Raw genomic sequence first — 22,300 nt, forward strand, 5'->3', positions numbered from 1 at the left:
ACCAGCCCGCCGCCATGCGCCCGCCATCCCCCAATCGCCTGACGCTGAATGACGTGGCGGCACGGGCCGGAGTTTCGCGTGCCACCGTCTCCCTCGTCCTGCGCGACAGCCCGCTCGTGGCCGCCGAGACGCGGGAACGCGTGCAGGCGGCGGTGGACGCGCTGGGCTATGTCTATAACCGCGGCGCCGCCACGCTCCGCGCGCGGCGCACCCAGACCATCGGCCTGCTCGTCACCGATCTCAGCAATCCCTTCTTCGCCGAGATGGCGATCGGGGTGGAACGGGTGATGGAGGCCGAGGGCTATGTGAGCTTCCTCGTCAGCACGGGGGAGTCGCTGGACCGGCAGGAACGCTTTCTCCGCCGCATGCGGGAACAGGGCGTGGATGGCGTGGTGCTCTGCCCCGCCACGGGCACGACGCCGGAGGTGATCGCCCGCCTGCGGGAATGGCGCCTGCCCTGCGTGCAGGCCCTGCGCTTCGTCTCCCCCAGGCCGGGCGGGGAGGAGGGCGACTATGCCGGCGCCGACTACCAGTTCGGGATCGAGCAGGCGGTCGAGCATCTCATCCGGCTCGGCCACCGGCGTATCGCCTTCATCGGCGGCCAGCTCCTGCACTCCGCCACGCGCGAGCGATGGACCGGCTTCAGCCGCGCCATGCGGCGGAACGGGCTGGATGACGGCCTCGTCCTTCGCACCCCGCTCACCCGCCTCGCGGGGGCAGAGGCGGTCGGCGCACTCCTGGACACGCCGGATCCGCCCAGCGCGGCGGTCTGCTTCAACGATATCGTCGCCTTCGGTGTCATGCTCGGCCTGGAGCGGCGTGGCCTGCGGGCCGGGCGGGACATGGCCGTAACCGGGGTGGACGACCTGCCCGACGCCGCCCTGACCGAGCCGCCCCTGACCACCGTGGCAACGCTGCCGCGCCTGGTCGGCGAGGAATCCGCCCGCTTGCTCCTGCGCCGCATCGCCGAACCGGACCGGGCGCGTGAACGCATCATCCTCCCTGCCCGCCTGGTCGTGCGTGCCACCTGCGGCGGTCCGCGGGCCCAGGCGCCGGCGCGCCCCATCCAGGCCGCCCTGCCATAACCGGAGATGCCATGCCGCGCCTCGCCTGCCTGGGCGAATGCATGATCGAGCTGCGGGAGCGTCCGGACGGGCTTCTCTCCCGCGGGTTCGGCGGCGACACCCTCAACACCGCCGTCTATCTCGCCCGCCTCGGCGTGGCGGTGGACTACGTGACCGCCCTCGGCGACGACCCGCATAGCGAGGCGATGATCCGGGCCTGGGAGGAGGAAGGGGTCGGCACCGCGCTCGTCGCGCGCGTGCCGGGCGCGGTGCCCGGGCTCTATCTGATCCAGACCGACGACAAGGGCGAGCGCCGCTTCTCCTACTGGCGCGACACCGCGCCCGTCCGGCGCCTCTTCGAAATACCCGAACGGCTGCGGATCGAGGCGGGGCTGGCCGCCGCCGACCTGCTTTATCTCTCCGGCATCACCCTTTCCCTCTTCCGCGGCGACGCGCGGGAGAGGCTTTTCGGGACGCTGGAGCGCGTGCGCTCGGCCGGCGGAAGGCTGGTGTTCGACAGCAACTTCCGCCCCCGTGGCTGGCCGGACCGTGGCGAGGCACAGGCCGCGTATGCGCGCATGATCTCGCTCAGCCACGTCGTGCTGGCCGGCGTGGAGGATTTCGCGCTCCTGGACGGCGACGCCGCGCCGGAAGCGATCATCCAGCGGCTGCGCGATGCCGGCGTCGCGGAAGCCGTGGTGAAGCTGGCCGAGCCCGGCGCCATCGCGGTCTCGGCCACAAACGAGACGCTGGTGCCCGTGCCCGAGCCGGTCACCCCCGTGGACACCACGGCGGCCGGGGACAGCTTCGCGGCCGCCTATCTCGCCGCCCGCCTCGCCGGGGCCGCGCCAGAGGCCGCCATCCTCGCCGGCCATCGCCTGGCGGGAAGCGTGATCCGCCATCCCGGCGCGATCATCCCGCGCGATGCCATGCCCGAGGGGATACTCCCCTCCCCTGCAGCCCCGGAGCCCCGATGAACGCCCCAGCTTCCCCCGCCGAGATGCTGCGCGCCGCGCGGCTCGTCCCGGTGCTGACCATCGAGGATGCGGCCCAGGCCGTGCCGCTCGCCCGCGCGCTGGTGGCGGGCGGCGTGCGGATGCTGGAGGTGACCCTGCGCACCGAGGCAGGTGCGAGGGCCGCCGAGGCCATCATGGCCGAGGTGCCGGACGCCATCGTGGGGCTGGGCACCGTGGTGACGCGGCGCGACCTGGATCTGGCCCTGCGGCTGGGCGCAACCTTCGCCTTCTCCCCCGGTGCAACCCCGGAACTGCTGGACGCGGCGGCGGAGGCGGGCATTCCCTTCGTGCCTGGCATCGCCACGGCCTCAGAGCTGATGGCCGCCATGGCGCGGGGCTTCTCCACGGTGAAGCTCTTCCCCGCGGCGCAGCTCGGCGGGATCGGCGCCATCCGGGCCCTTGGCGCCCCCTTCCCCGAGGCGCGCTTCTGCCCGACCGGCGGCATCGGGGAAAAGGAGCTCGGGGATTACCTCGCCCTGCCCAATGTCGTCGCGGTGGGTGGTTCTTGGCTCGTGCCCGCGACCGAACTGAAGGCAGGGAACTGGACCGCGATCGAGGGCCGCGCCCGCCGCGCCATGGACGCGCTGGGCGCGTGACCCGGCTTCGCGATCTCCCGCCAGGAAGGATCAACTGATGCTGGAAAGCTGGCGCTGGTTCGGCCCCGATGATCCCGTGACGCTCGGCCACGTGCGGCAAACCGGCGCCGCCGGCGTGGTTTCCGCCCTGCACCACCTGAACCAGGGCCGCGCCTGGCCCGAGGAGGAGGTGCTCCGCCGCAAGGCCGAGATCGAGGCCGCCGGGCTGCGCTGGGCCGTGGTGGAGAGCATCGCCGTGGCCGAGGACATCAAGACCCGCACCGGCGACTTCCGCACCCTGATCGAGGCCTACAAGGACTCCATCCGCGCCGTCGCGCGGGCGGGGGTGCGGACCATCTGCTACAACTTCATGGCGGTGACCGACTGGACGCGCACCGACCTGGCCTGGCGCGTGCCCAGCGGCGGCTACGCGCTGCGCTTCGACTGGCCGGCCCTCGCGGCCTATGACCTTTTCGTCCTGCGCCGTCCGGGGGCGGAGGCCGATCACCCGCCCGAGCGCCGCGCCGCCGCCGAGGCGCGCTTCCGTGCCATGTCCGAGAGCGATGTCGCGGCGCTGGAGCGCGTGCTGATCGACTGGCTGCCCGCCCGGGAATTCGTCTATGACCGCGCGGGTTTCCAGCGCATGCTGGACATCTACCGCGATGTCGGCACGGATGGCATGCGAGCCAACCTGTTCGAGTTCCTGCGCGAGATCACGCCCGTGGCCGCCGAGGAAGGGGCGCGGCTCTGCATCCACCCGGACGACCCGGCCTTTCCGATCTTCGGCCTGCCGCGGGTCATGTCCACCGCCGCCGATGCGCGCGCGCTGCTGCAGGCCATCCCCGATCGCGCCAACGGGCTCACCCTCTGCACCGGCGCCTTCGGGAGCAATCCGGCCAATGACCTGCCCGCCATGGCGGAGGAGTTCGGGCCACGCATCCACTTCGCCCATCTCCGGAACGTCACCATCGAGCCCGACGGTTCCTTCCATGAGGCGGATCACCTGGATGGGCATACGGACATGGTGGCCGTGGTGTCCGCGCTATTGCGCGAGGAGGAGCGCCGCCGTGCGGAGGGGCGGGTGGATGCGGAGATCCCGATGCGGCCCGATCACGGCCACCTGCTGGTGGACGACATCGGGAAGCGCGTGAACCCCGGCTATTCTTGCATCGGGCGGCTGAAAGGCCTGGCCGAGCTGCGCGGCGTGATCCGCGCGGTGGAGGCTTTCCGGGCAGGGCGCGTCCACTAGGGCGCGGACAGATTCTGGCCAGGCGGCGGCCAAGCGCCGGCGGGCCAGGGGAGAGGACCGGTTCCCGCGGGAAAGGATGGCTGCAGAGGCCGCCGCCGGGGATCGGATGAGGAAACCCAGGAGGGAGGACGGACGATGAGCTTCAAGCAGATTCTGGACAGGCCATTATCGCGCCGAGGGGCGCTGGCGGGCGCAGCAGGCATCGGCCTCGCCTCACCCTCCGTCTCGCGGGCCCAGGGTGCCTATCCCAACCGCCCGGTGACGCTGGTGGTCGGCTTCCCGCCGGGCGGCCAGACCGACTTCGCGGCCCGCATTCTGCAGCAGGGCCTCGCAGCCGCGCTCGGGCAGAGCGTGGTGATCGATAATCGCGGCGGTGCCGGCGGCAATCTCGGCACGGATGCCGTGCTGCGCGCCCGGCCGGATGGCTATACGCTGCTGGTCGGCAACGCCAACCCGCTGACCATCAACCCGCATACCTTCCAGGGCATGACCATCGACCCGCTGCGGCTGACCGCAGTGGGCATGATGCTCAAATCCGCCCTCATCCTCTGCACCCATCCCTCGGTTCCGGCGAAAAACCCGGCGGAGCTCGCCACCTGGGCCCGCCAGCAGAACGGCGGCAACGGGATCAACTACGGCTCGGGCAGCGCGGGCAGCCTCACCCATGTGGCGATGGAGCTGTTCAAGAACCGCGTCGGCAACCCGCCGATGGAGCATGTGCCCTATCGCGGCAGCGGCCCGGCCCTGCAGGACTTCATCGTGAACCGCTTCAGCGCCATGTTCGACGCTTCCTCGGTGATGGCGCCCTTCATCCGCTCGAACCAGCTGCGCCCGATGCTGCAGACCGGGCCGGCCCGCATCCCGGCCTTCCCCGACATCCCCACCGCTGCCGAGGCGGGGCTGCCGGACTTCGTCATCACGGCCTGGATCGGCCTCTTCGGCCCGCCCGGCATGCCGCAGGAGATCGTCCAGCGGCTCAACACGGCCCTGAACCAGGCGGTGGGCGACCAGACCGTGCGCGAGCGGATCACCAGCCAGGGCGATGAGCCCGGCGGCGGGACCGCCGAGGAACTGGCGAACCTGCTGCGCACGGACCATGCGCGCTGGGGCGAAGTGGTGCGCGCGAACAACATCCGCGCGGACGGCTGAACCCTGCCTTGCCCCGGCGGCCTCCGCCGGGGCAACCCTCGCATCGTCATCAATCCTTCAAACGCCTGTCACGCGGCGGTCAGCGGCGCTCACTAAGCCCCGCCCTCATGTTGATCATCGAAGGACTGACCCGGCGCTTCGGCGAGCGGATCGCGGTGGACGATGTCTGCCTCGAGATTCCTCGCGGAAGCTTCGTCGGGGTCATCGGGCGTTCCGGCGCCGGCAAGTCCACCCTGCTCCGCATGGTGAACCGGCTGGCCGATCCCACGGCGGGGCGCATCCTGTGGGACGGGCGCGACGTCACCGCCCTCCGCGGGCGTGAGCTGCGCGACTGGCGCGCCCGCTGCGCCATGGTGTTCCAGCAGTTCAACCTGTCCGGCCGGCTCGATGTGCTCACCAATGTGCTGGTCGGGCGGCTGAACCAGGTGCCGGCCCACCGCTCGCTGCTGCGCCTCTGGTCCGCCGAGGACCGTGCCATCGCCCTGGCGGCGCTGGAGCGGTTCGACATCGCCGAACTCGCTGCCCAGCGCGCCGAGCATCTCTCGGGCGGTCAGCAGCAGCGAGTGGCGATCGCGCGCGCCCTGGTCCAGGAGCCCGATCTGATCCTGGCGGACGAGCCCATCGCCTCGCTGGATCCGCGCAACACCCGGGTCGTCATGGACGCGCTGGCGCGCATCAACCGCGAATTCGGCATCACCGTCCTCTGCAACCTGCACGCGCTCGACATAGCGCGCAGCTACTGCGACCGCCTTGTCGGGCTCTCGGCCGGGCGCCTGGTCTTCGATGGCCCGCCCGACGCGCTGGACGCGGATGCCGCCCGCCAGCTCTACGGGCTTGAGGCCGACGAGGTGGTGGATGCCACGCCGACCGTGCCGCCGGCCGCCCCGCATGTGGTGCCCTTCGCCTTTCAGGCCTGACGGCCGCCGAGCCGCCACGCCACAGCTTCCGCATCAGAGAGGTTTGCCATGATCCTGAACCGTCGCGCCCTGATGGGCGCCACCGCCGCGCTCGCGCTGCCCTCCGTCGCCCGCGCCCAGGCGAATTTCTCGAGCCAGTTCCCCGAGCTGGTCTTCGCGATCATCCCCGCCGAGAACGCCTCGGGCGTGACAGAGCGCTGGGCGCCCTTCACCAACTATCTCTCCCAGCGGCTGGGCACCAAGGTGACGCTGCGCATCGCCAACGACTATGCGGCGGTGATCGAGGGCCAGCGCGCCGGCAACATCCATATCGCCTCCTACGGCCCCTCCTCCTTCGCCCGCGCGCTGATGACCGGCGCCCGCATCACCGCCTTCGCCATCGAGGTGAACCTGGACGGCACCAAGGGCTACCACTCCGTCTTCTACGTGAAGGCCAGCAGCCCCTATCAGAAGGTTGAGGATCTGCGCGGCAAGAACCTCGGCCTCGTGGACCCGAACTCCACCTCGGGCAACAACGTGCCGCGCTTCGCGCTGAACAAAATGGGCATCACGCCCGAGAGCTTCTTCGGCCGGGTCGTCTACACGGGCAGCCATGAGAACGCGCTGATCGCGCTCAACCAGGGCACGGTGGACATGGCCGCCAACTGGTGGAACGACGAGAGCGAGAGCAACCTGCTCCGCATGGCGCGCAAGGGCATGGTGAAGGCGGAAGACTTCCGCATCATCTTCAAGTCCGACCAGATTGTGAACTCCCCGATGGCCTATCTGGACAGCCTGCCGCAGGATCTGCGCAGCGCCATCCAGACCGCCACGCTGGAAATGCCGCAGCGCGATCCCGAGGGCTTCCGGCGCATCACCGATGGCAAGCAGGCGCCGTGGCAGGCGACCAGCAACGCCGAATACAATCCGATCATCGAGCTGAACCGCTTCGTGGACGGGCTACGCCGCCGCTCGTAAGCCACCCCTTCGCGCTGGAACGCCGCTCCGGTCCTCTTTCCGGAGCGGCGTCTGCATTTCCAGGAGCCGTGACTTGGCCACCGCCCTTACCCGCCTTCCGGATGAACGCCTCGCCGAGCTGCTGCACGGCTACCGCGCCAGCTCGGCCGGCCCGCGCCGCCGGGCCCTGCTCCTCGCGCTGACCATCGCCTTTCTCGTTGCCGTGGCGGCCCAGGTGGCGGAGGTCGATCTGCCCCGGCTCTGGGAGCATGCGGGCGCCTTCTTCGGCTACTTCGACCGTATCACCATGCTCGAATCCGGCGCGGGGCGGGTCTGGGCCGATCCCGCGGAGTGGTTCTGGGGCTGGCGGAAATGGGGCGTGCTGCTCCTGGACACGCTGCTCATCGCCTATGTCGGCACCGCGCTGGGAGGGCTGGGTGGCTTCCTGCTGGCCTTCTGCGCATCGGCCAATCTGGTGTCCAATCCCTGGGCGCGCGGCGCCGCGCGGCGCTTCCTGGAATTCTGCCGCACGGTGCCGGATATCGTCTTCGCGCTGATCTTCGTCATCGCCTTCGGCCTCGGCCCCGTTCCGGGCGTGCTGGCCATCGCCATCCACAGCATGGGCGCGCTGGGAAAGCTCTTCTCCGAGGTGGTCGAGAACATCGACATGAAGCCGGTGGAGGGTGCGAATGCCGCCGGCGCCTCCTGGCCGGCCATGGTCCGCTTCGCCGTGCTTCCGCAGGTGCTGGCGAACTTCATCAGCTACGCGCTGCTGCGCTTCGAGATCAATGTGCGCCAGGCTTCCGTTCTCGGCTTCGTCGGCGCGGGCGGGATCGGGCAGGATCTGATCGAGGCGATCCGCAAGTTCTACTACAATGACGTCGCCGCGCTGCTGCTCCTCATCATCGTTACCGTCATGCTGATCGACCTCGGGACGGAGCGCCTCCGGCACCGGCTGATCGGCGCGCTGGAGTCCCGCGCATGAACCGCGCCGTCACGCTTCGCGATGCCGCCGTGGCCGAGATGGCCGGTATCGCCGCGCGCCACCCGCAGCAGTTCCGGGCCATGCCGCCGGCGCGGCTGCGCGCCCTGGCACTTTTCCTTGCCTCCACCGGGTTGCTGGTCTTCGGCCTCTGGCGGCTGGAGTTCTCGCCGTCCCGCCTGGTGGATGGCTTCGGGCAACTCGTTCACTTCCTCGGCCTGATGATCCCGCCGGATCCGGGCACCTGGTCGCGCACGATGCTCATCCTGCGTGGCCTGTCCGAAACCCTCGCCATTGCCCTGCTCGGCACGCTCGGCGCGGCGTTGCTGGCCTTCCCGCTCGGCTTTCTCGCTGCGTGGAACACCTCCGTGAACCGCCTCGTGCAGTTCCTCTCGCGCCGGGTGCTGGACAGCGTCCGCGGGATCGATGCCCTGATCTGGGCGCTGATCTGGGTCAGCGTCGTCGGGCTCGGGCCCTTTGCCGGCGTGCTGGCCATCCTGACCAGCGATATCGGCACCTTCGGGAAGCTTTACTCCGAGGCCATCGAGGCAGCGGATCGCAAGGCGGTGGAGGGCGTCACAGCCTCGGGCGGCGGCAAGCTCCATGGCATCCGCTTCGGTGTGCTGCCGGCCGTCCTGCCCGTGATGGCCGGGCATGTGCTCTACATGTTCGAGTCCAACACGCGCTCCTCCACCATCATCGGCATCGTCGGCGCCGGCGGCATCGGGCTGATGCTGTCCGAGATGATCCGCACCCTCGAATGGGGCGTGGTCTCCTTTATCGTGCTCCTGATCCTCGTCACCGTGGCGGTGATCGACACGATCTCCGGGCGGCTGCGCGCCGCCCTGGCCGGTGCCCGCGCAGGCTGAGCCTGCCGCCTGGTTCCCTGTCGGGCGCGCGCCGCCCGGCCTGGCCGCGGGTGTGTAATGCCGACGTGATTTCGCCGGGAATGCGGGCCGGGCCCGCCTTCCCGGCGATCTTGCCTGTCCTGCAACCGCGCGTCAGGCAGCCATCAGCACCGCAAGCACCCGCTCCACCCCCTGCTCGACCGGCCCATCATTCAGCACGGTCGCAACCGGCAGCCCGGACGGGAACGGCGCCTGCCGCGCGAGGCGGCGGGCAACATCCTCCACCGTTTCCCGCCCGCGTGCGGCAAGGCGCTCGGCCCTGAGCTGGACCGGGGCCGTGATCTCCACCACCTGCAAGGGATAGCTGACGGCCGCTTCCTCAAGCGCCTGGCGGGAGAGGTTCGCCACCGCCACCTTCCCTTCGGCCAGTGCCTCGTCCAGCGCGGGCCGGGGCAGGCCGTAGCGCAGGCCATGCGCCTCCCAGGAAAGGGCCAGCCCGCCCGCGCCGCGCAGGGCCTCGAACTCCTCCTCGCTCACGGCAAGGTGGTCCTCCCCGCCTGCATCGGCCGGGCGGGTGATCACCCGGCGGAGAAAGGTGAACCGGGGATCTCCGGCCAGCCTGGCGCGGGCCGCCTCCATCAGCGTGTCCTTGCCGGCGCCGGAGGGCCCGACGACGGCGACAAGGCGGCCGCTCACGCGGCCTCGCGCAGCGGCAGTACCTCGACCACGCGGTCGGCCACGCGCCCCCGCACATCAAGATCATGGAAGATGCCCACCAGGGCGGCTCCGCGCGCCTTGGCCTCGCCGATAAGGGCGATCACCACCTCGCGGTTCGCGGCATCCAGGCTGGCGGTCGGCTCGTCCAGGAGCACGAGCGGGAAATCCGCCACGAAGCCGCGGGCCAGGTTCACCCGCTGCTGCTCCCCGCCCGAGAAGGTGGCGGGCGGCAGGGCGTGCAGCCGGTCCGGCAGGTTCAGGCGGCGCAGCAGGGCCTGCGCCCGGGCCAGCGCCAGCTCGCGCGCCACGCCCCGCGCCAGCAGCGGCGCCGCCACCACCTCAAGTGCGGGCACGCGGGGAATGACGCGGAGGAACTGGCTCACATGGCCGATCGTGTCCCGCCGCAGCCCGTTCACCTCACGCGGGCTGGCCGTGGCGAGATCCGCCACCGACCCGTCCGCGCGGCAGATGAGGATGGCGCCCTCGTCCGCGCCGTAATTCCCCTGCAGCAGCCGCATCAGCGTGGACTTGCCCGCGCCGGAGGGACCGGACAGCGCCACACATTCGCCCGGCGCCACCACCAGGCCGGCATCGCGCAGCACGGGGATGCGGACCCCACCCTGCAGATGCAGGGTGAAGCCCTTGGAAAGGCCCTCGGCCTTCAGAACCCAATCGCTCATGCCGCCAGCACCGAGGAGACAAGGAGTTGCGTGTATGGATGGCGCGGGTCATCCAGCACCCGGTCGGTCAGGCCTTCCTCCACCACCCGGCCATGGCGCATCACCACAAGGCGGTGCGCCAGCAGGCGCGCGGCGGCGATGTCGTGCGTGACGAGCACCACGGCGATGCCGAGATCGCTCACCAGCCCGCGGATCAGATCCAGAAGGCGCGCCTGCACGGAAACATCGAGCCCACCTGTCGGCTCATCCATGAAGACAAGGCGCGGGCGCGTCACGAGGGTGCGCGCGATCTGCAGCCGCTGCCGCATGCCGCCGGAGAACTGGCCGGGGCGGTCGTCGATGCGGGACGGGCTGATCTCCACGCGCTCCAGCCAGCGCTCCGCCTCTGTCCTGATGTCACCATAGTGCCGCGCGCCGACGGCCATCAGCCGCTCGCCGACATTGCCGCCCGCCGAGACACCCATGCGGAGCCCGTCCCGCGCATCCTGGCGGACGAAGCCCCATTCGGTGCGCGCCAGGCGCCGCAGCGCGGGCTCGCCCATGGCATGCACCTCCAGCGCCTCGCCGGAGGCGTCGCGGTAGGTCACCCGGCCCGCATCGGGGCGCATCTCGCCGGCCAGGGCGCGCAGCAGGGTGGACTTGCCGGAGCCCGACTCCCCCACGATCGCCAGCACCTCGCCGGGCCAGAGATCGATCGAAACCTCGTCCAGTGCGCGCACGGCGCCGAAGGAAAGGGACAATCCGCGCGCCGAGAGGATCGGCTCGTCATCCGCCATCATGCCGCCCGCTCCGCCGCTTGCTGTTCCTGCCGCTCGCCGCAGTAATCCGTGTCCGAACAGACAAAGAGCCGCCCGCCCCGGTCATCCGTGACCATCTCATCGAGATAGGTGTGGTCCGCGCCGCAAAGCGCGCAGCTCCCGCTGGCCCGCAGCGGTACGAAGGGATGGTCATCGAAGTCGAGGCTGCGGACCTCGGTATAGGGCGGCACCGCATAGAGCCGCCTCTCCCGTCCCGCGCCGAAGAGCTGGAGCGCAGGGGAAAGGTGCATCTTCGGATTGTCGAAGGAGGGGATGGGCGAAGGCGCCATGAGGTAGCGCCCGCCGACCATCACCGGGTGGTCATAGGAGGAGCCCACGCGGCCGTGGCGCGCGATGTCCTCGTAGAGCTTCACCTGCATCAGCCCGTAATCGGCCAGGGCATGCAGCCGCTTCGTCTCGGCGCGGCGAGGCTCCAGCTTGAAGAGCGGCTCGGGCTGCGGAACCTGGTAGACCATCACCTGCCCCTCGCGCAGCGGCGTCTCGGGGATGCGGTGGCGGGTCTGGATGATGGTGGCCTCCGCCGTGCGCTCTGTGGTGCGCAGCCCAGGCGCCACCCGCGCGAAGAAGCGGCGGATGGAAACGGCGTTGGTGGTGTCATCCGCGCCCTGGTCGATGACCTTCAGCACGTCATCGGGCCCGACCACGCTCGCTGTCACCTGGATACCGCCTGTGCCCCAGCCATAGGGCAGCGGCATCTCGCGCGAGCCGAACGGAACCTGGTGCCCCGGCACGGCCACCGCCTTCAGCAGGGCGCGGCGGATCATCCGCTTGGTGCCCTCGTCCAGATAGGCGAAGTTGTAACCCTCGGTCGTCATTCGGCTGCCTCCCGCAGTGCGGCGGGCGCGGCGGCCGCGCGCATGGCGCGCACCACCTCCAGCTCGCTCTGGAAATCGACGTAGTGCGGCAGCTTCAGATGCTCGAGGAAGCCGGTCGCCTCGACATTGTCGGAATGGGAGAGGACGAACTCCTCGTCCTGCGCGGGGGCCGCGATCTCCTCCCCCAGTTCCTCCGCGCGCAGCGCGCGGTCCACCAGCGCCATGGACATGGCGCGGCGCTCCGTCCGGCCAAGCACCAGCCCGTAGCCGCGGGTGAACTGCGGCGGCTCGGTACGGGAGCCGTTGAACTGGTTCACCATCTGGCATTCGGTGACGGTGATGTCGCCGATCTCGATCGGGAAGCCGAGCTCGGGCGGCAGGATCTCCACCGTCACTTCGCCCTGCCGCAGCTCCCCGACGAAGGGATGGTTGTTGCCGTAGCCGCGCTGGGTGGAATAGGCCATGGAGAGCAGGAAGCCCTCATCAGCCCGCGCGAGGTTCTGGAGGCGCAGCGGACGGCCGGCGGGATAGGAGAGCGGCGTCCGCGTCAGGTCGCCCGGCTCAGCATCAGAAGGTTGCTCCGGCGCCATGAGCCCCTCATCGGCCAGCATGGCCGTGACCCGCGGGCAGGCCGTGTCCTCGCCCGGGTCGGTTTCCGGCACGGGCAACGGCACATGGCCCTCCGCCGCCAGGGCGAAATCCAGCAGGCGATGCGTGTAGTCGAAAGTCGGGCCCAGGATCTGGCCGCCCGGCAGGTCCTTGTAAGTGGCCGATACCCGGCGCCGCACGCGCATCATGCCCGTATCGATGGGCAGGCTCGCCCCGAAGCGCGGAAGGGTGGTGCGGTAAGCCCGAAGGAGGAAGATCGCCTCGATCAGGTCCCCGCGCGCCTGCTTGATGGCCAGGGCCGCGAGCCCGGGATCGTAGCACGATCCCTCCGCCATCACGCGGTCCACCGCCAGGGTCATCTGCTCCCGGATCTGGCCCGTGCTGAGCTCCGGGACGGAAGGGTCGCCGCGCCGTTCCTCGGCCAGCCAGGAATGGGCATTTGCAATGGCGGCCTCTCCGCCCTTCACCGCGACATACATCGGCTCAGCCCTCCTCGATCCGCAGGCTGCGCGGCAGGGCGGCGATCCGGTCGCCGTCGCACAGGATCACATCCACGCCGCGCGGAAAGCGCGCGCCATTCGCCTTCCACTCCGCAAGGAAGCCCTCGGGCAGGCCGCGCACGCGCAGCCCGTGCTCGCGCTCAATCCCGGGGCCGGTCAGGCGCCAGCCAGTGCCTTCCTCCAGCGCATCGACCTGCAGGATCAGCGTGGCGGATCCCTGCGGTTCCTCGTCCGTACCCTGCCGAAGCGAGGCAAGGCGCGGTGCCGTGCCGGTGCAGAGGACGAACTCCGCCTCCCCCGCGCCTGGCACGATCGGGCAGCCCGCGTGGAAGCGCACCCATTCCACCGCATCCGCCCCGGCATCGATGAACAGCGGCGTGGCGGAGTCCACCAGTGCCAGCAGCACGGCGCCGGCAGCCGCGCCGAGCGGCGCGGGTGGCGACGGCGCGCGGGGCAGGCGCTGCACGCGCCCGGGGCGGCTCATCGCCTCCAGCACGGCGCGGAAGGAGGACTGCGCGTCCAGCACAGGGTCGGCGAAGCCGGGAAGAAGGCCGCTCATCGCATATTCGCCATGGTCAGGAACCGCACCCGCGTCGCGGCGGCCTTCCGTGCCATAGACGCCTTTCGTTCTTGCTGCTCCGCCGCCAGCGGATCGATCACCGCCGCCATCAGCGCGGGGCGCCGCGCCGGGTTCTGAAGCAGGGCGTCCAGCACGGCGGCCAGTTCCGCCCCGCGCAGGTCGCGCCCGGCGAGATAGGCGTGGCCCACCGCGCCATCCTCTAATCGCACCGCGCAGCGCGTCACGGTCATCTCGCCCAGGTTGAAGGGGGCGCCATCGCCTCCGGCGCGGCCGCGCAGCATGGTCAGCCCGATTTCCGGGCCGCGCAGCCGCACATGGGGCGGCAGCGCCGGCAGCTCCTTCAGCCGCGCATCGATGGCGTCCGCTCCGGCGCGCGCCAGCACGCCCATCCAGTGCTGCCGTTCGGCCACGGCAGCGTCTTGCAGGGCCGCGCTCATGCCGCCTCCGCCACCTGCGCGGCGGCGCGGGCCGACCAGCCATCGGAATGGATCACCTGGCCAGCGCGCCAGACGGCGCGCACGCGCGGGGCCGCGCCGCTGTCATCCAGCAGCACCAGATCGGCCCGCTGGCCGGGCAGCAGCGTGCCGCGATCCGCAAGCCCCGCCGCGCGGGCGGGGTTGGACGTGACCAGCGCCACCGCCTCGTGCAGCGGCACCAGCCCTTCGCGCACCCAGCCGAGCACCGCGGGGAGCATCGCCCCCTGGTGGTAATCCGCCGCGAGCATGTCCAGCAGCCCGGCCTGCATGACGGCGCGCGCGGTGGCATTGCCGGTCATGGAAGCGTTGCGAAGCGCGTTGGGGGCACCCATCAGGGTCGTCATGCCGAGCCGCCGGGCTTCCTCGGCCGCTTCCAGCGTCACCGGGAACTCGCTGATGGTGGCGCCGAGCTCGCGCATCAGGCGCACCTTCTCGGCCGTGTCATCGTCATGGGAGGCAATGGGCAGGCCTTGCTCGCGCGCAAGGGCGGTCACGCCACGCGCCACATCCCAGGCGCGGGGGGCGCCCATGCGCTCCTGGGCGCGCGCCGCCGCCGCCGCGGGGTCCTCGCCATAGGCGTGGGACTGCCAGCGCACATACTGCTCCACGTCCCGGAACTGGCCCTGGCCCGGCGTGTGGTCGGTAAGGGAGACAAGCCCGACCAGGCCGCGCGCCACCAGGTCCCGCAGCACGGGCTCGGCGCGCAGGTTTGTCACCTCGAAGCGCGCATGCACGCGCAGGTCCACGCGAAGGCTGTCCCGCATGCGCGCCACGGCCTCGATCACGCCGCGCGCGCGCTCCTCGGTGCGGATATGCTTCGCCTTCCCCTCCGCGAAGGAGAGGCCCGCATAGGCGGTGGTGACGCCGGAGGCGGCGAGGCGCGCATCCAGCTCTCCGATCGCCACGTCCAGCGGGAAGGCTGCGCCGGGGCGCGGCTCCACCTCCTTCTCGATCATGTCCCCATGCAGGTCCACGAGGCCGGGGATGAGCAGAAGGCCGTCGCCGTCCAGCGCGGGGCCACGCGGCGCGCCTTCCACGATCTCGGCGATGCGGCCGCCTTCGATGCGCAGCGCGGCGCGCGGCACCACGCGGTCCGGCAACGCCAGCCGGATGTCAGCGATCCACATGGGGGTCCTCCTCGCGCGGGGCATGATCGACCGAGAGCTGCACGCGCTCCGCGGCCCAGATGGTTTCGGAACAGGCGATGGGGATGCCGGAGAGATCCGCATCCACCTTGCGCACCACAAGCACGGGCTGCGCCTCATGCTGGTCCAGCAGTTGCGCCTCCCCGGCGCTGGGAAGGCGGGCCAGGACGGTGCTCGCCACGCGGCGGTAATCGGCGATGCCATAGGCGGCCAGGATGGCGGACGCCCCCTCCCCGCCTTCCCAGGCGCCGAGCATCCCCGGGAAGCGGCGGGCGGGGTAATAGGCGATGGAGAGGTTCACCGGCACGCCATCGGCCAATCCCAGGCGGCGCACCTGGAACACGGGCGATCCGGGCGGAAGGCGCAGCGCCTCGGCCACGTCCTGGCCCGCCACCTCCTCGATGGCGCCCAGCGCCCGGCCGGAGGGTTCGCGGCCCTGAACCAGCAGGTTCTCGGAAAAGCGCGTGCGTTCGGAGAGCCGGTAATCCAGCACCGGCGCCTCGCGCACATAGGTGCCGCTGCCCTGGCGCGTGCGGACCAGCCCCTCGGCGGCCAGGGCCGCGACGGCGCGCCGTATGCTGTGCCGGCCGGCCCCGAAACGGGCCATGAGCAGGGGCTCGGTCGGGAGGCGGGAGCCCGGGGCCAGGCTGCCATCGCGGATGGCGGCGCCAAGGGCCTGCTGGACATCACGCCAGGACGGCGCGGTGGAGGTATCTTCGGTCGTCACGGGTAGCACTATAGCGGCCCGGCCAATTCATTCGGATGACTTCATCCTGACATTTCGGTGACAGCGCCGCCAGAGGGTCCCGGGACGGCGATGGACTGGGCGGGCGCCCAGGGATAGTTGCGACGGGAGGACAGAAGGACCGGAGCCAGGATGCGGGTCGCCGTTGTCGAGAATTCCTCCCTGGCGCCGCTTGGCCTGCTCGGGCCCGCCCTGGAAAGGCGAGGAGCGCGCATCGAGACCTACAGCGGCCCCGAGCTGGCCGCCCATGCCCGCGCACTGGACAGCGCCGGCTTCATCGTCACGCTCGGCTCGCCGAAGGCGGTGTATGATGGGGATGACTGGATCCGCTGGCAGGCCGGCTATCTGCGGGACGCCGTGCTGGCCGACCGCCCCGTGCTCGGCATCTGCTTCGGCGCGCAGCTTCTGGCCGCGGCGATCGGCGGCAGCGTGAAGGCCACGGGCCGGTTCCATGCGGGCTGGGGAGAACTGCCCGAGGCCGCCGCCCCGGTTTTCAAGGGCCCCTGGCTTCGGTGGCATGGCGACCATGTGCACCTGCCCGCGGAGGCCGAGATCCTCGCCCGTGCGGACGACACGATCCAGGCCTTTGCCTTCCGGCGTGCCATCGGCCTGCAATTCCATCCCGAGGCACATGCGGGCTGCGTGGCCGACTGGATCGGGATGACCGCGCCGGAGCGGATGGCCGGACTCGACCCCGTGGCGCAGCTCGAACTGACGCGGGAGCGGGAAACCTCCCATGCGCCTGTCCGGGAGGCCTTGCTGGACGAGGTGCTTCGCCGCTGCGGCGTGGAACTGCCGGCGCCGGCCTGAGGTTTTTCAGGCCGGCGCCGGGTAAAGGCGCCTATTCGCGCGCGATGCCGAGTTCCTCCAGCACCTTGCGGTTCGCCGTGCTCTCCGCCGCGAACCGCTCCTGGAACTCGGCGCCGGTGGCGTAGCTCGGCACGGAATTCAGCCGCTCCGCCGCTGTGCGGAAGCTCTCGCTTCCCACCGCCTCGCTGCAGGCGCGCTGCAATACGGCGGCCGCGGCGTCAGGCAGGCCGGCAGGCGCGATCAGCCCGCCGGCGGAGCTGCCCACGATCGGGTAGCCCGCCTCCGTCACGGTCGGCACGTCCGGCAGGGCGGAAAGGCGGGAGGCGTTGAACACGCCGGCCACCGGAAGCCCGGTTGCGACCGGGATCGAGGGGCTTTCGACGAAAGCCATGATCTGGCCGCCCAGCGCCGCCTGCGCCATGGGGCCGGCGCCGGTGAAGGGCACGTGCAGCCCGTCGATTCCGGCGGCGCGCAACAGCCGGGCGACCAGGATGTGCTGCGTGCTGCCCTGCCCGGGCGAGCCATAGACCAGCGCTTCCTTCTTGCCGCGCCCGTAATTCACCATCCCCGCGATGTCACGGAAGGGCGCGTCCCGCCCGAGGACGAGAACCTGCGGGTTGTCATAGACCAGGCAGAGGAAGCGGAAGCTCTCCAGCTTGTAGGTGACCGGCACGATATGCGGCTGGGTGGTGAGCGGCGCGTTCGGGGAGAGGGCGATGGTGTAGCCATCCGGGCGTGCACGTGCGAGCTCGGCATCGCCGATCGTCCCGCTTGCGCCACCCCGGTTCACGATCACCACGCTCTGTCCCAGCGCCTGGGAGAGCGCGGGTTGCAGGGCGCGCGCCATCAGGTCCGTATTGCCGCCGGGCGGATAGGGAACGATCAGCTGCACCGGGCGGGAGGGATAGCTCTCCTGGGCGAGTGCGGTGCCCGGCAGGGCGAGGACAAGCGGCGCGAGAAGGCCCGCACTCCAGCGCCGCATCCGGTCCCAAAGGCTGTTGCCCATCACGTTCCTCCGCTCGATTCCTGGGCTGGAGCCTATGGGTGCCGAACCGATGCCTCAAGCGCGGCGGGCGGGCCTATTCGACAAAGGCGATCCATCGTCCGGCGAGAAGCGCCGCAACCCAGATCATGGCGGATGCGGCGGCCCCTGCCCTCACCCGCGCGGAGATGCCGCCCCCGGCAAGGGCGCTGCGCCATGAGGCGGCGCGGTGCAGGAGGAGGATATTCGCCAGCCCCGCCAGGATCAGCGCCAGCTTCAGCTGGAAAGCGGGGTTGGCGAGATAGGCGTCCGGCCGGACGCTGAACAGCAGCGCGCCGGTCAGCAGCGTCAGCGCGAGCCCGATCCCTGCCACGCGCACCAGCACGGGCCCGATCAGGCCGATCGGCGCCCCGGCAAATGCGCCGAGCAGGCGCAGATCCAGCGCCAGGATAGGGCCCACCAACAACGCGATCCCCAGGATGTGGGACGCGTTCGCGAGTGGATAGAGAATGACAGAGCGACGAAGCGCCGCGGCCACCGGGGATTCGGCGAGGAGCTGCACAAGGTCCAAGCCGGATCAGCCGCCCTGGATGCGCTCCGGGTAGATGTCGTAGCGCCGGTCCCCGACCGTGACCTGCACGGCCTTCATTCGGCGCTCATTTTGGTTCTGCGAGCGGTTGCCACGTGCGACGATGCGGTCTCCTGGCCGGGCGACGCCCTCGACGAAGCCGGCGCGGCTTGTCTGGGACGGGTTACCCAGTTCCACAGTCCAGACGCCATCAGGTCCTTCCACCCGGAGCGTCGGATGGGGGGGCGCGATGCTGACCTCCCGGATCGTGCCGGTCAGCTCCATCTGCTCCGCTTCGGCCCAGCTCCAGCCGTGATGTGCCTGGGCGCGGCCGGCGCCGAGCAGGACGGCCAAACCGCCGAGAAAGGCGCGCCTGTTCATTGTGATGCTCCCTGCCGATGCGCCGAGGCTTGCGCAGAAGGGCTGCCTCCGCGACTCACAAAGCGGCGCGCCGGCGTGAAATGCACGGCGTTGTTCCGGCATCCAGAGTATCGCGAGCGAGAGCGGGGCTCTTCGTGCCAGGCGGTTTGGTGAGAACCTGACGGCAGGCCCGCGCGCGCATCAGCATGCCTGCTAGGGCGTCTGCTCACCGGCCGATCGGATCTTCTGCAGGTCCAGGCTTCCCTTCGCGCCCCATCCCTTGATGTCAGGCGGCACCTCCGGGCGGAAGGCCTCATAAAGGCGGAAGCCAATCCGGTTCAGCTCCTCCGGGGAGAAGCCCGCGGCAAGCGCCTCCATGGCGCCCCGTGCCTCCGCCAGTCTCGGTCCGAAGGCCCTGGCGAGGTAAGCCCTGGCCGGTTCGGCCGGAACCGGGCGCCCATCGCCGGCATCGGCCATGAGCATGCCGCCATCATCCCGTGTCACGGCGATCTCGCGGCCGAGGAGCCGCTGCCGTTCCTCCGCCACGCTCGCCGCGCGCGGCTCCTCCCGGGCGGATACCTCGTCCAGGCCGAGGCGCCTGGCCTTGGCCCGTGCCGCCGTGCCCGCAACATGGCTGCCGAGGCTGAGCGCTGTGTCCGGCGGATGGCCAAGGCGCTCCGCGACGATAGCGGCCCAGAGAGTCAGGACCGGGGCGCGGTTGATGCGGATCGTCTTCTCATCCGTGGGTGCCATCCCGGCCCGGCTTCCTCTCGCCTGGAACATCGGTGCAGAACGCCGTCTCCGGGCCACGGTAACAGCGCGGCCCCTGGCGGGCAGCGATGGCAGCGGGGGTGCAGAACCAGCGCTGCCCCGGGCCGCCCGCCGGGCCAGCCATGAAACGCCCGGCCCGGAGGGGCGCTAGAGGAGGACCGTTCCACCAATGCGGGATCTCCGTTGCATGCCCAGCGCGTCCGACCTGAAGCTTTTTGATGCCCTGGCCACGGTGAGCCGCGCCTTTGCCGAAGGGCGGCTGGTGCCCGCCGGGGATGATGGCGACGTGCCGGCCGAAGCCGCGCCGGCGGCCGGAATGCTCCAGGCGATGGATGAGGAAAGCCGGGCCGTGCTTGGCGAAGCCGCGCTGGCCGCCGCCTATGGCGCCTTCGCGGCGGATGGCGGGGAAGCCGGCGCCATGCACATGCTGGTCGGCGCCATCGGGCTCATGGCGGCCTCTGCGGGAGAAGATGTGGATCCGCCCGAGGACATCCTTTCGGTGCTGGCGGATGGCGAGCGCGTGGAGGCAGAGATCGACCAGGCGGGGGAAGCCGTCGATGCCGAATTCGGTCGCGATGCCTCCGCCGAGCAGCTGGCCGCCGCCCTCGAATCCCGCATCCTCGGCACCGCCATCACCTGGGCCGGCTGCACCCTTCCAGATGGGCAGGAGGGGCAGGCCGCGATCCGGCTGCGCGCGGCACGCCTCCTCACCCGGCTCGCCGCCGGGTTGATGAGCATGAACGCCGTCGACCAGGCCAGCGCCTGAGAGACAGGCGCCCCGATCATCGGGGCGGCCAGGCCTGGCGGGGGGGGGCGCCCCTTGCGGGGTGCGCATGCCCGGTGTTGTCTCAAGTCCGACATGACCGCGCTGCCTCCCTCGCTCTACGCCGATGTCACGCCGGCCGGCCCCGGGGCGGCGCCGCTGCGGCCCGGCGCGACGGCGGAGGTGGCGGTGATCGGCGGCGGCTTCACCGGCCTGTCGGTGGCGCTGCATCTTGCCGAGGCCGGACGGGATGTGGCGCTGCTCGAAGCCCATGAGCCGGGCTGGGGCGCCTCCGGCCGCAATGGCGGGCAGGTTAATCCGGGGCTCAAGCTCGATCCGGACGCGATCGAGGCGCGGTTCGGCCCCGCCACGGGCGCGGCGTTGATCGAACTCTCCTATGGCGCCCCGCAGGCATTGTTCGACACGATCGCCAGGCACCAGATCCGGTGCGATGCGCGGCAGCAGGGCACGCTCCGCGCCGCGCGTGGGGACGTGGCCGCCAGGGCTGTCCATGAGAGCGCCACGCAATGCATCACGCGCGGCATGCCGGTGGAATGGCTTGACCGGGCGGCGATGCGCAGCCTCACCGGAAGCTCCGAATATGCGGGCGGCCTCATCGACCGGCGCGGCGGTGACGTGAACCCGCTCGCCCTCGCCCGCGGGCTGGCTCGGGCGGCAGCGAATGCCGGGGCTCGCCTGCACTTCCCCGCGCGCGCCACGGGGCTGCGGCGGGAGGGAGGCGCCTGGCACGTGCAGACGGAGAACGGCGACGTGCTCCGAGCGGAGCAGGTGGTGCTCGGCACGAACGGGTACAGCGATGGGCTCTGGCCGGGCTTGTCACGCAGCGTCGTGCCCGTCTTCTCCTCGATCGTCGCGACGAAGCCCCTGCCGGACGCCCTGGCCGCCGCCGTGCTGCCGCAGCGCTGCTCCGCCTATGAGGCGGGGATCGTGACGATGTACTACCGGGTGGATCAGGAGAACCGGCTGGTCCTGGGCGGGCGCGGGCCGCAGCGCGCGATCCGCTCCCCGGACCAGGTCCGCTACCTCATCCACCATGCGGAGCGGCTCTGGCCCGGCCTGCGGGGCACGGCCGAGTGGACCCATGGCTGGAACGGCCAGCTGGCGATGACCGCCGATCACCTGCCGCATGTTCACCGCCCCGCGCCGGGCCTGGTTGCCATGCTGGGCTATAATGGCCGCGGCGTCGCGCTGGCCAATGCGCTGGGCAAGGCCCTGGCGCGGGAGTTGTCCGGCGGGGACCCGGTTCCACAGCCGGACCAGCCCATCCGCGCCATCCCCTTCCAGCGCTTCTGGCGCCTGGGTGTGACAGCAGGGATGCTGGCCGGGCGCGCGCGTGACGCGATCGACCGTCGCGGCCAGGCGTGATCCGGCCGGGCCGGTGCGGCCCGGACCGTCGGCCATGATCGCCTGAAGCCTGGACCGCACGGCGCGGGGAAGGGCCTGTGGCTCCTTCAACGTGGCCCCGTGCTCACCAAGCCGGATTGCGATCGCTGCCGATCGGGAGGTTCCGTCCTGATGGGTGCGGGAGAGTGGAGTGGGTCGGTGCGATGACCTGTCCGGTCACTGGATACGAACCGCCCTGGCAGCCAGCCAGCTACCACCCACGTAGCGGCCGAGAAGCCGCAACCGCGGGTTGTTCTTTTCCCCGGATTTACGTGTTTTTAACCCTGTGCGCCTTCGAAGCAGCGGTAATAGGAATGCACGGGCACCATTCGAGTGCGACTTCCTGAACAAAGCTCCGCAGCATTCTTGCCTGTTTCTGAGAGCAGCAAGGCAGGAACAGAGCGAGTTGCGAGCCCAAGAGCCTTCCGCAAACGCTGTGGACATGTACACGCCGCGTCAATCATTGTGGTTTCGAAGTATTCAGCCCCCTTACGAACTGGCGGCACGCGTGGTTCATAAAATCTAACCTTCTCCGCACTTCGGGATGTGAGCCGGCTCGGCAGCGGAACTTTGACCGCCCAGCTGCCCCCGCATGCATTTTGTCACAAATACTTGATGCTTTCCGGAGCATCTTCCGCTAACGAGCCGCAGCACGGCCGGTAGCCAGTATGGTCACAGGCCTCGCCTGATTCCTGAGCAGGAGCATTGGATGGTACCGCCGCGGCTGAATGCGCTTGAGAGTGCTTTGTCGGGGTGCCGGGTTCAGTTTGGTGCCGTTGGTGTGTTCAGCCTTGTGGTGAACCTGCTGCAGCTGACGGTAT

General features: G+C 70.6%; 25 protein-coding genes. 12 read left to right on the forward strand and 13 right to left on the reverse strand.

What is annotated here, in order from left to right; genetic code table 11:
• The first annotated feature begins 14 nt into the window (after positions 1–14).
• The 9 genes from J8J14_RS04735 to phnE (J8J14_RS04775) all read left to right on the forward strand — a co-directional run bounded on the left by J8J14_RS04735 (position 15) and on the right by phnE (J8J14_RS04775) (position 8,757).
• Positions 15–1,085, forward strand: coding sequence for a LacI family DNA-binding transcriptional regulator (locus tag J8J14_RS04735; protein WP_209378295.1), 1,071 nt, complete (start codon positions 15–17; stop codon positions 1,083–1,085).
• Between the two features lie 11 nt (positions 1,086–1,096).
• Positions 1,097–2,041, forward strand: coding sequence for a sugar kinase (locus J8J14_RS04740; protein WP_209378296.1), 945 nt, complete (start codon positions 1,097–1,099; stop codon positions 2,039–2,041).
• On the forward strand, positions 2,038–2,676 hold the full coding sequence (gene eda / locus J8J14_RS04745) for a bifunctional 4-hydroxy-2-oxoglutarate aldolase/2-dehydro-3-deoxy-phosphogluconate aldolase (protein ID WP_209378297.1): 639 nt from the start codon (positions 2,038–2,040) through the stop codon (positions 2,674–2,676). Before J8J14_RS04740 ends, eda begins: the two co-directional genes overlap by 4 nt.
• A gap of 37 nt (positions 2,677–2,713) precedes the next feature.
• Complete coding sequence (gene uxuA / locus J8J14_RS04750; RefSeq protein ID WP_209378298.1) at positions 2,714–3,904, forward strand: mannonate dehydratase; 1,191 nt, start codon at positions 2,714–2,716, stop codon at positions 3,902–3,904.
• Positions 3,905–4,039: 135 nt separating this feature from the next.
• Entirely contained in the window at positions 4,040–5,053 is a 1,014-nt protein-coding gene (locus J8J14_RS04755) for a Bug family tripartite tricarboxylate transporter substrate binding protein (RefSeq protein ID WP_209378299.1), read from the forward strand.
• Between the two features lie 107 nt (positions 5,054–5,160).
• Positions 5,161–5,970, forward strand: a complete 810-nt coding sequence (phnC, locus tag J8J14_RS04760) for a phosphonate ABC transporter ATP-binding protein (protein WP_209378300.1) — start codon at positions 5,161–5,163, stop codon at positions 5,968–5,970.
• Between the two features lie 48 nt (positions 5,971–6,018).
• Positions 6,019–6,927 carry a phosphonate ABC transporter substrate-binding protein gene (gene phnD / locus J8J14_RS04765; protein WP_245215380.1) on the forward strand — a complete coding sequence of 303 codons (909 nt, stop codon included), beginning with the start codon at positions 6,019–6,021 and terminating at the stop codon, positions 6,925–6,927.
• Between the two features lie 73 nt (positions 6,928–7,000).
• Positions 7,001–7,891 carry a phosphonate ABC transporter, permease protein PhnE gene (gene phnE / locus J8J14_RS04770; protein ID WP_209378301.1) on the forward strand — a complete coding sequence of 297 codons (891 nt, stop codon included), beginning with the start codon at positions 7,001–7,003 and terminating at the stop codon, positions 7,889–7,891.
• Positions 7,888–8,757, forward strand: a complete 870-nt coding sequence (gene phnE / locus J8J14_RS04775) for a phosphonate ABC transporter, permease protein PhnE (RefSeq protein WP_209378302.1) — start codon at positions 7,888–7,890, stop codon at positions 8,755–8,757. The genes phnE (J8J14_RS04770) and phnE (J8J14_RS04775) overlap by 4 nt, the downstream gene beginning before the upstream one ends.
• Before the next feature lie 132 nt (positions 8,758–8,889).
• Here phnE (J8J14_RS04775) and phnN read toward each other — a convergent pair whose 3' ends face one another.
• The 9 genes from phnN to phnF are packed head-to-tail and all read right to left on the reverse strand — an operon-like array spanning position 8,890 to position 15,803.
• The gene (gene phnN, locus J8J14_RS04780) at positions 8,890–9,432 is read right to left on the reverse strand and encodes a phosphonate metabolism protein/1,5-bisphosphokinase (PRPP-forming) PhnN (RefSeq protein WP_209378303.1); all 543 of its coding nucleotides are present in this window, start codon (positions 9,430–9,432) and stop codon (positions 8,890–8,892) included.
• Complete coding sequence (phnL, locus tag J8J14_RS04785; protein ID WP_209378304.1) at positions 9,429–10,133, reverse strand: phosphonate C-P lyase system protein PhnL; 705 nt, start codon at positions 10,131–10,133, stop codon at positions 9,429–9,431. The genes phnN and phnL overlap by 4 nt, the downstream gene beginning before the upstream one ends.
• Positions 10,130–10,912 (reverse strand): phosphonate C-P lyase system protein PhnK, encoded by a 783-nt coding sequence (gene phnK, locus J8J14_RS04790; RefSeq protein WP_245215382.1) that lies wholly within the window; start codon positions 10,910–10,912, stop codon positions 10,130–10,132. Before phnK ends, phnL begins: the two co-directional genes overlap by 4 nt.
• Positions 10,909–11,766, reverse strand: coding sequence for an alpha-D-ribose 1-methylphosphonate 5-phosphate C-P-lyase PhnJ (locus J8J14_RS04795; protein ID WP_209378305.1), 858 nt, complete (start codon positions 11,764–11,766; stop codon positions 10,909–10,911). Before J8J14_RS04795 ends, phnK begins: the two co-directional genes overlap by 4 nt.
• The gene (locus J8J14_RS04800) at positions 11,763–12,854 is read right to left on the reverse strand and encodes a carbon-phosphorus lyase complex subunit PhnI (RefSeq protein ID WP_209378306.1); all 1,092 of its coding nucleotides are present in this window, start codon (positions 12,852–12,854) and stop codon (positions 11,763–11,765) included. Before J8J14_RS04800 ends, J8J14_RS04795 begins: the two co-directional genes overlap by 4 nt.
• A gap of 4 nt (positions 12,855–12,858) precedes the next feature.
• The gene (gene phnH / locus J8J14_RS04805) at positions 12,859–13,434 is read right to left on the reverse strand and encodes a phosphonate C-P lyase system protein PhnH (protein ID WP_209378307.1); all 576 of its coding nucleotides are present in this window, start codon (positions 13,432–13,434) and stop codon (positions 12,859–12,861) included.
• A complete protein-coding gene (gene phnG / locus J8J14_RS04810) occupies positions 13,431–13,892 on the reverse strand; it encodes a phosphonate C-P lyase system protein PhnG (RefSeq protein WP_209378308.1) in 462 nt (153 codons plus the stop codon). The genes phnH and phnG overlap by 4 nt, the downstream gene beginning before the upstream one ends.
• Positions 13,889–15,058, reverse strand: coding sequence for an alpha-D-ribose 1-methylphosphonate 5-triphosphate diphosphatase (locus J8J14_RS04815; RefSeq protein ID WP_209378309.1), 1,170 nt, complete (start codon positions 15,056–15,058; stop codon positions 13,889–13,891). Before J8J14_RS04815 ends, phnG begins: the two co-directional genes overlap by 4 nt.
• A complete protein-coding gene (gene phnF / locus J8J14_RS04820) occupies positions 15,045–15,803 on the reverse strand; it encodes a phosphonate metabolism transcriptional regulator PhnF (protein ID WP_209378310.1) in 759 nt (252 codons plus the stop codon). The genes J8J14_RS04815 and phnF overlap by 14 nt, the downstream gene beginning before the upstream one ends.
• Before the next feature lie 150 nt (positions 15,804–15,953).
• On the opposite strand from phnF, the gene J8J14_RS04825 reads away from it, so the two are divergent.
• Complete coding sequence (locus J8J14_RS04825) at positions 15,954–16,631, forward strand: type 1 glutamine amidotransferase (RefSeq protein ID WP_209378311.1); 678 nt, start codon at positions 15,954–15,956, stop codon at positions 16,629–16,631.
• Between the two features lie 31 nt (positions 16,632–16,662).
• On the opposite strand, the gene J8J14_RS04830 is transcribed toward J8J14_RS04825, so the two are convergent.
• The 4 genes from J8J14_RS04830 to J8J14_RS04845 form a co-directional block, all read right to left on the reverse strand.
• A complete protein-coding gene (locus J8J14_RS04830) occupies positions 16,663–17,637 on the reverse strand; it encodes a Bug family tripartite tricarboxylate transporter substrate binding protein (protein WP_209378312.1) in 975 nt (324 codons plus the stop codon).
• A 73-nt stretch (positions 17,638–17,710) separates the two neighbouring features.
• Positions 17,711–18,175 carry a DUF2214 domain-containing protein gene (locus tag J8J14_RS04835; protein ID WP_342452389.1) on the reverse strand — a complete coding sequence of 155 codons (465 nt, stop codon included), beginning with the start codon at positions 18,173–18,175 and terminating at the stop codon, positions 17,711–17,713.
• 15 nt (positions 18,176–18,190) lie between these two features.
• Positions 18,191–18,562 carry a DUF6152 family protein gene (locus tag J8J14_RS04840; RefSeq protein WP_209378314.1) on the reverse strand — a complete coding sequence of 124 codons (372 nt, stop codon included), beginning with the start codon at positions 18,560–18,562 and terminating at the stop codon, positions 18,191–18,193.
• Between the two features lie 192 nt (positions 18,563–18,754).
• The gene (locus J8J14_RS04845) at positions 18,755–19,294 is read right to left on the reverse strand and encodes a hypothetical protein (protein ID WP_209378315.1); all 540 of its coding nucleotides are present in this window, start codon (positions 19,292–19,294) and stop codon (positions 18,755–18,757) included.
• 205 nt (positions 19,295–19,499) lie between these two features.
• Between J8J14_RS04845 and J8J14_RS04850 the strand changes: the two genes are divergently transcribed.
• The gene (locus J8J14_RS04850) at positions 19,500–20,078 is read left to right on the forward strand and encodes a hypothetical protein (protein WP_209378316.1); all 579 of its coding nucleotides are present in this window, start codon (positions 19,500–19,502) and stop codon (positions 20,076–20,078) included.
• Positions 20,079–20,171: 93 nt separating this feature from the next.
• The gene (locus J8J14_RS04855; protein WP_209378317.1) at positions 20,172–21,461 is read left to right on the forward strand and encodes an NAD(P)/FAD-dependent oxidoreductase; all 1,290 of its coding nucleotides are present in this window, start codon (positions 20,172–20,174) and stop codon (positions 21,459–21,461) included.
• Positions 21,462–22,300: the final 839 nt, after the last annotated feature.

The sequence above is a fragment of the Pararoseomonas baculiformis genome (assembly GCF_017813395.1).
Taxonomy (GTDB): Bacteria; Pseudomonadota; Alphaproteobacteria; order Acetobacterales; family Acetobacteraceae; genus Roseomonas; species Roseomonas baculiformis.

Excerpts from the sequence above, each read along its gene's own strand:
- J8J14_RS04735 (WP_209378295.1), top strand. The coding sequence starts at position 15 with ATGCGCCCGCCATCCCCCAATCGCCTGACGCTGAATGACGTGGCGGCA.
- J8J14_RS04740 (WP_209378296.1), top strand. The coding sequence starts at position 1,097 with ATGCCGCGCCTCGCCTGCCTGGGCGAATGCATGATCGAGCTGCGGGAG.
- eda (WP_209378297.1), top strand. The coding sequence starts at position 2,038 with ATGAACGCCCCAGCTTCCCCCGCCGAGATGCTGCGCGCCGCGCGGCTC.
- uxuA (WP_209378298.1), top strand. The coding sequence starts at position 2,714 with ATGCTGGAAAGCTGGCGCTGGTTCGGCCCCGATGATCCCGTGACGCTC.
- J8J14_RS04755 (WP_209378299.1), top strand. The coding sequence starts at position 4,040 with ATGAGCTTCAAGCAGATTCTGGACAGGCCATTATCGCGCCGAGGGGCG.
- phnC (WP_209378300.1), top strand. The coding sequence starts at position 5,161 with ATGTTGATCATCGAAGGACTGACCCGGCGCTTCGGCGAGCGGATCGCG.
- phnD (WP_245215380.1), top strand. The coding sequence starts at position 6,019 with ATGATCCTGAACCGTCGCGCCCTGATGGGCGCCACCGCCGCGCTCGCG.
- phnE (WP_209378302.1), top strand. The coding sequence starts at position 7,888 with ATGAACCGCGCCGTCACGCTTCGCGATGCCGCCGTGGCCGAGATGGCC.
- phnL (WP_209378304.1), bottom strand. The coding sequence starts at position 10,133 with ATGAGCGATTGGGTTCTGAAGGCCGAGGGCCTTTCCAAGGGCTTCACC.
- phnK (WP_245215382.1), bottom strand. The coding sequence starts at position 10,912 with ATGATGGCGGATGACGAGCCGATCCTCTCGGCGCGCGGATTGTCCCTT.
- J8J14_RS04795 (WP_209378305.1), bottom strand. The coding sequence starts at position 11,766 with ATGACGACCGAGGGTTACAACTTCGCCTATCTGGACGAGGGCACCAAG.
- J8J14_RS04800 (WP_209378306.1), bottom strand. The coding sequence starts at position 12,854 with ATGTATGTCGCGGTGAAGGGCGGAGAGGCCGCCATTGCAAATGCCCAT.
- phnH (WP_209378307.1), bottom strand. The coding sequence starts at position 13,434 with ATGAGCGGCCTTCTTCCCGGCTTCGCCGACCCTGTGCTGGACGCGCAG.
- phnG (WP_209378308.1), bottom strand. The coding sequence starts at position 13,892 with ATGAGCGCGGCCCTGCAAGACGCTGCCGTGGCCGAACGGCAGCACTGG.
- J8J14_RS04815 (WP_209378309.1), bottom strand. The coding sequence starts at position 15,058 with ATGTGGATCGCTGACATCCGGCTGGCGTTGCCGGACCGCGTGGTGCCG.
- J8J14_RS04825 (WP_209378311.1), top strand. The coding sequence starts at position 15,954 with ATGCGGGTCGCCGTTGTCGAGAATTCCTCCCTGGCGCCGCTTGGCCTG.
- J8J14_RS04830 (WP_209378312.1), bottom strand. The coding sequence starts at position 17,637 with ATGGGCAACAGCCTTTGGGACCGGATGCGGCGCTGGAGTGCGGGCCTT.
- J8J14_RS04840 (WP_209378314.1), bottom strand. The coding sequence starts at position 18,562 with ATGAACAGGCGCGCCTTTCTCGGCGGTTTGGCCGTCCTGCTCGGCGCC.
- J8J14_RS04845 (WP_209378315.1), bottom strand. The coding sequence starts at position 19,294 with ATGGCACCCACGGATGAGAAGACGATCCGCATCAACCGCGCCCCGGTC.
- J8J14_RS04850 (WP_209378316.1), top strand. The coding sequence starts at position 19,500 with ATGCCCAGCGCGTCCGACCTGAAGCTTTTTGATGCCCTGGCCACGGTG.
- J8J14_RS04855 (WP_209378317.1), top strand. The coding sequence starts at position 20,172 with ATGACCGCGCTGCCTCCCTCGCTCTACGCCGATGTCACGCCGGCCGGC.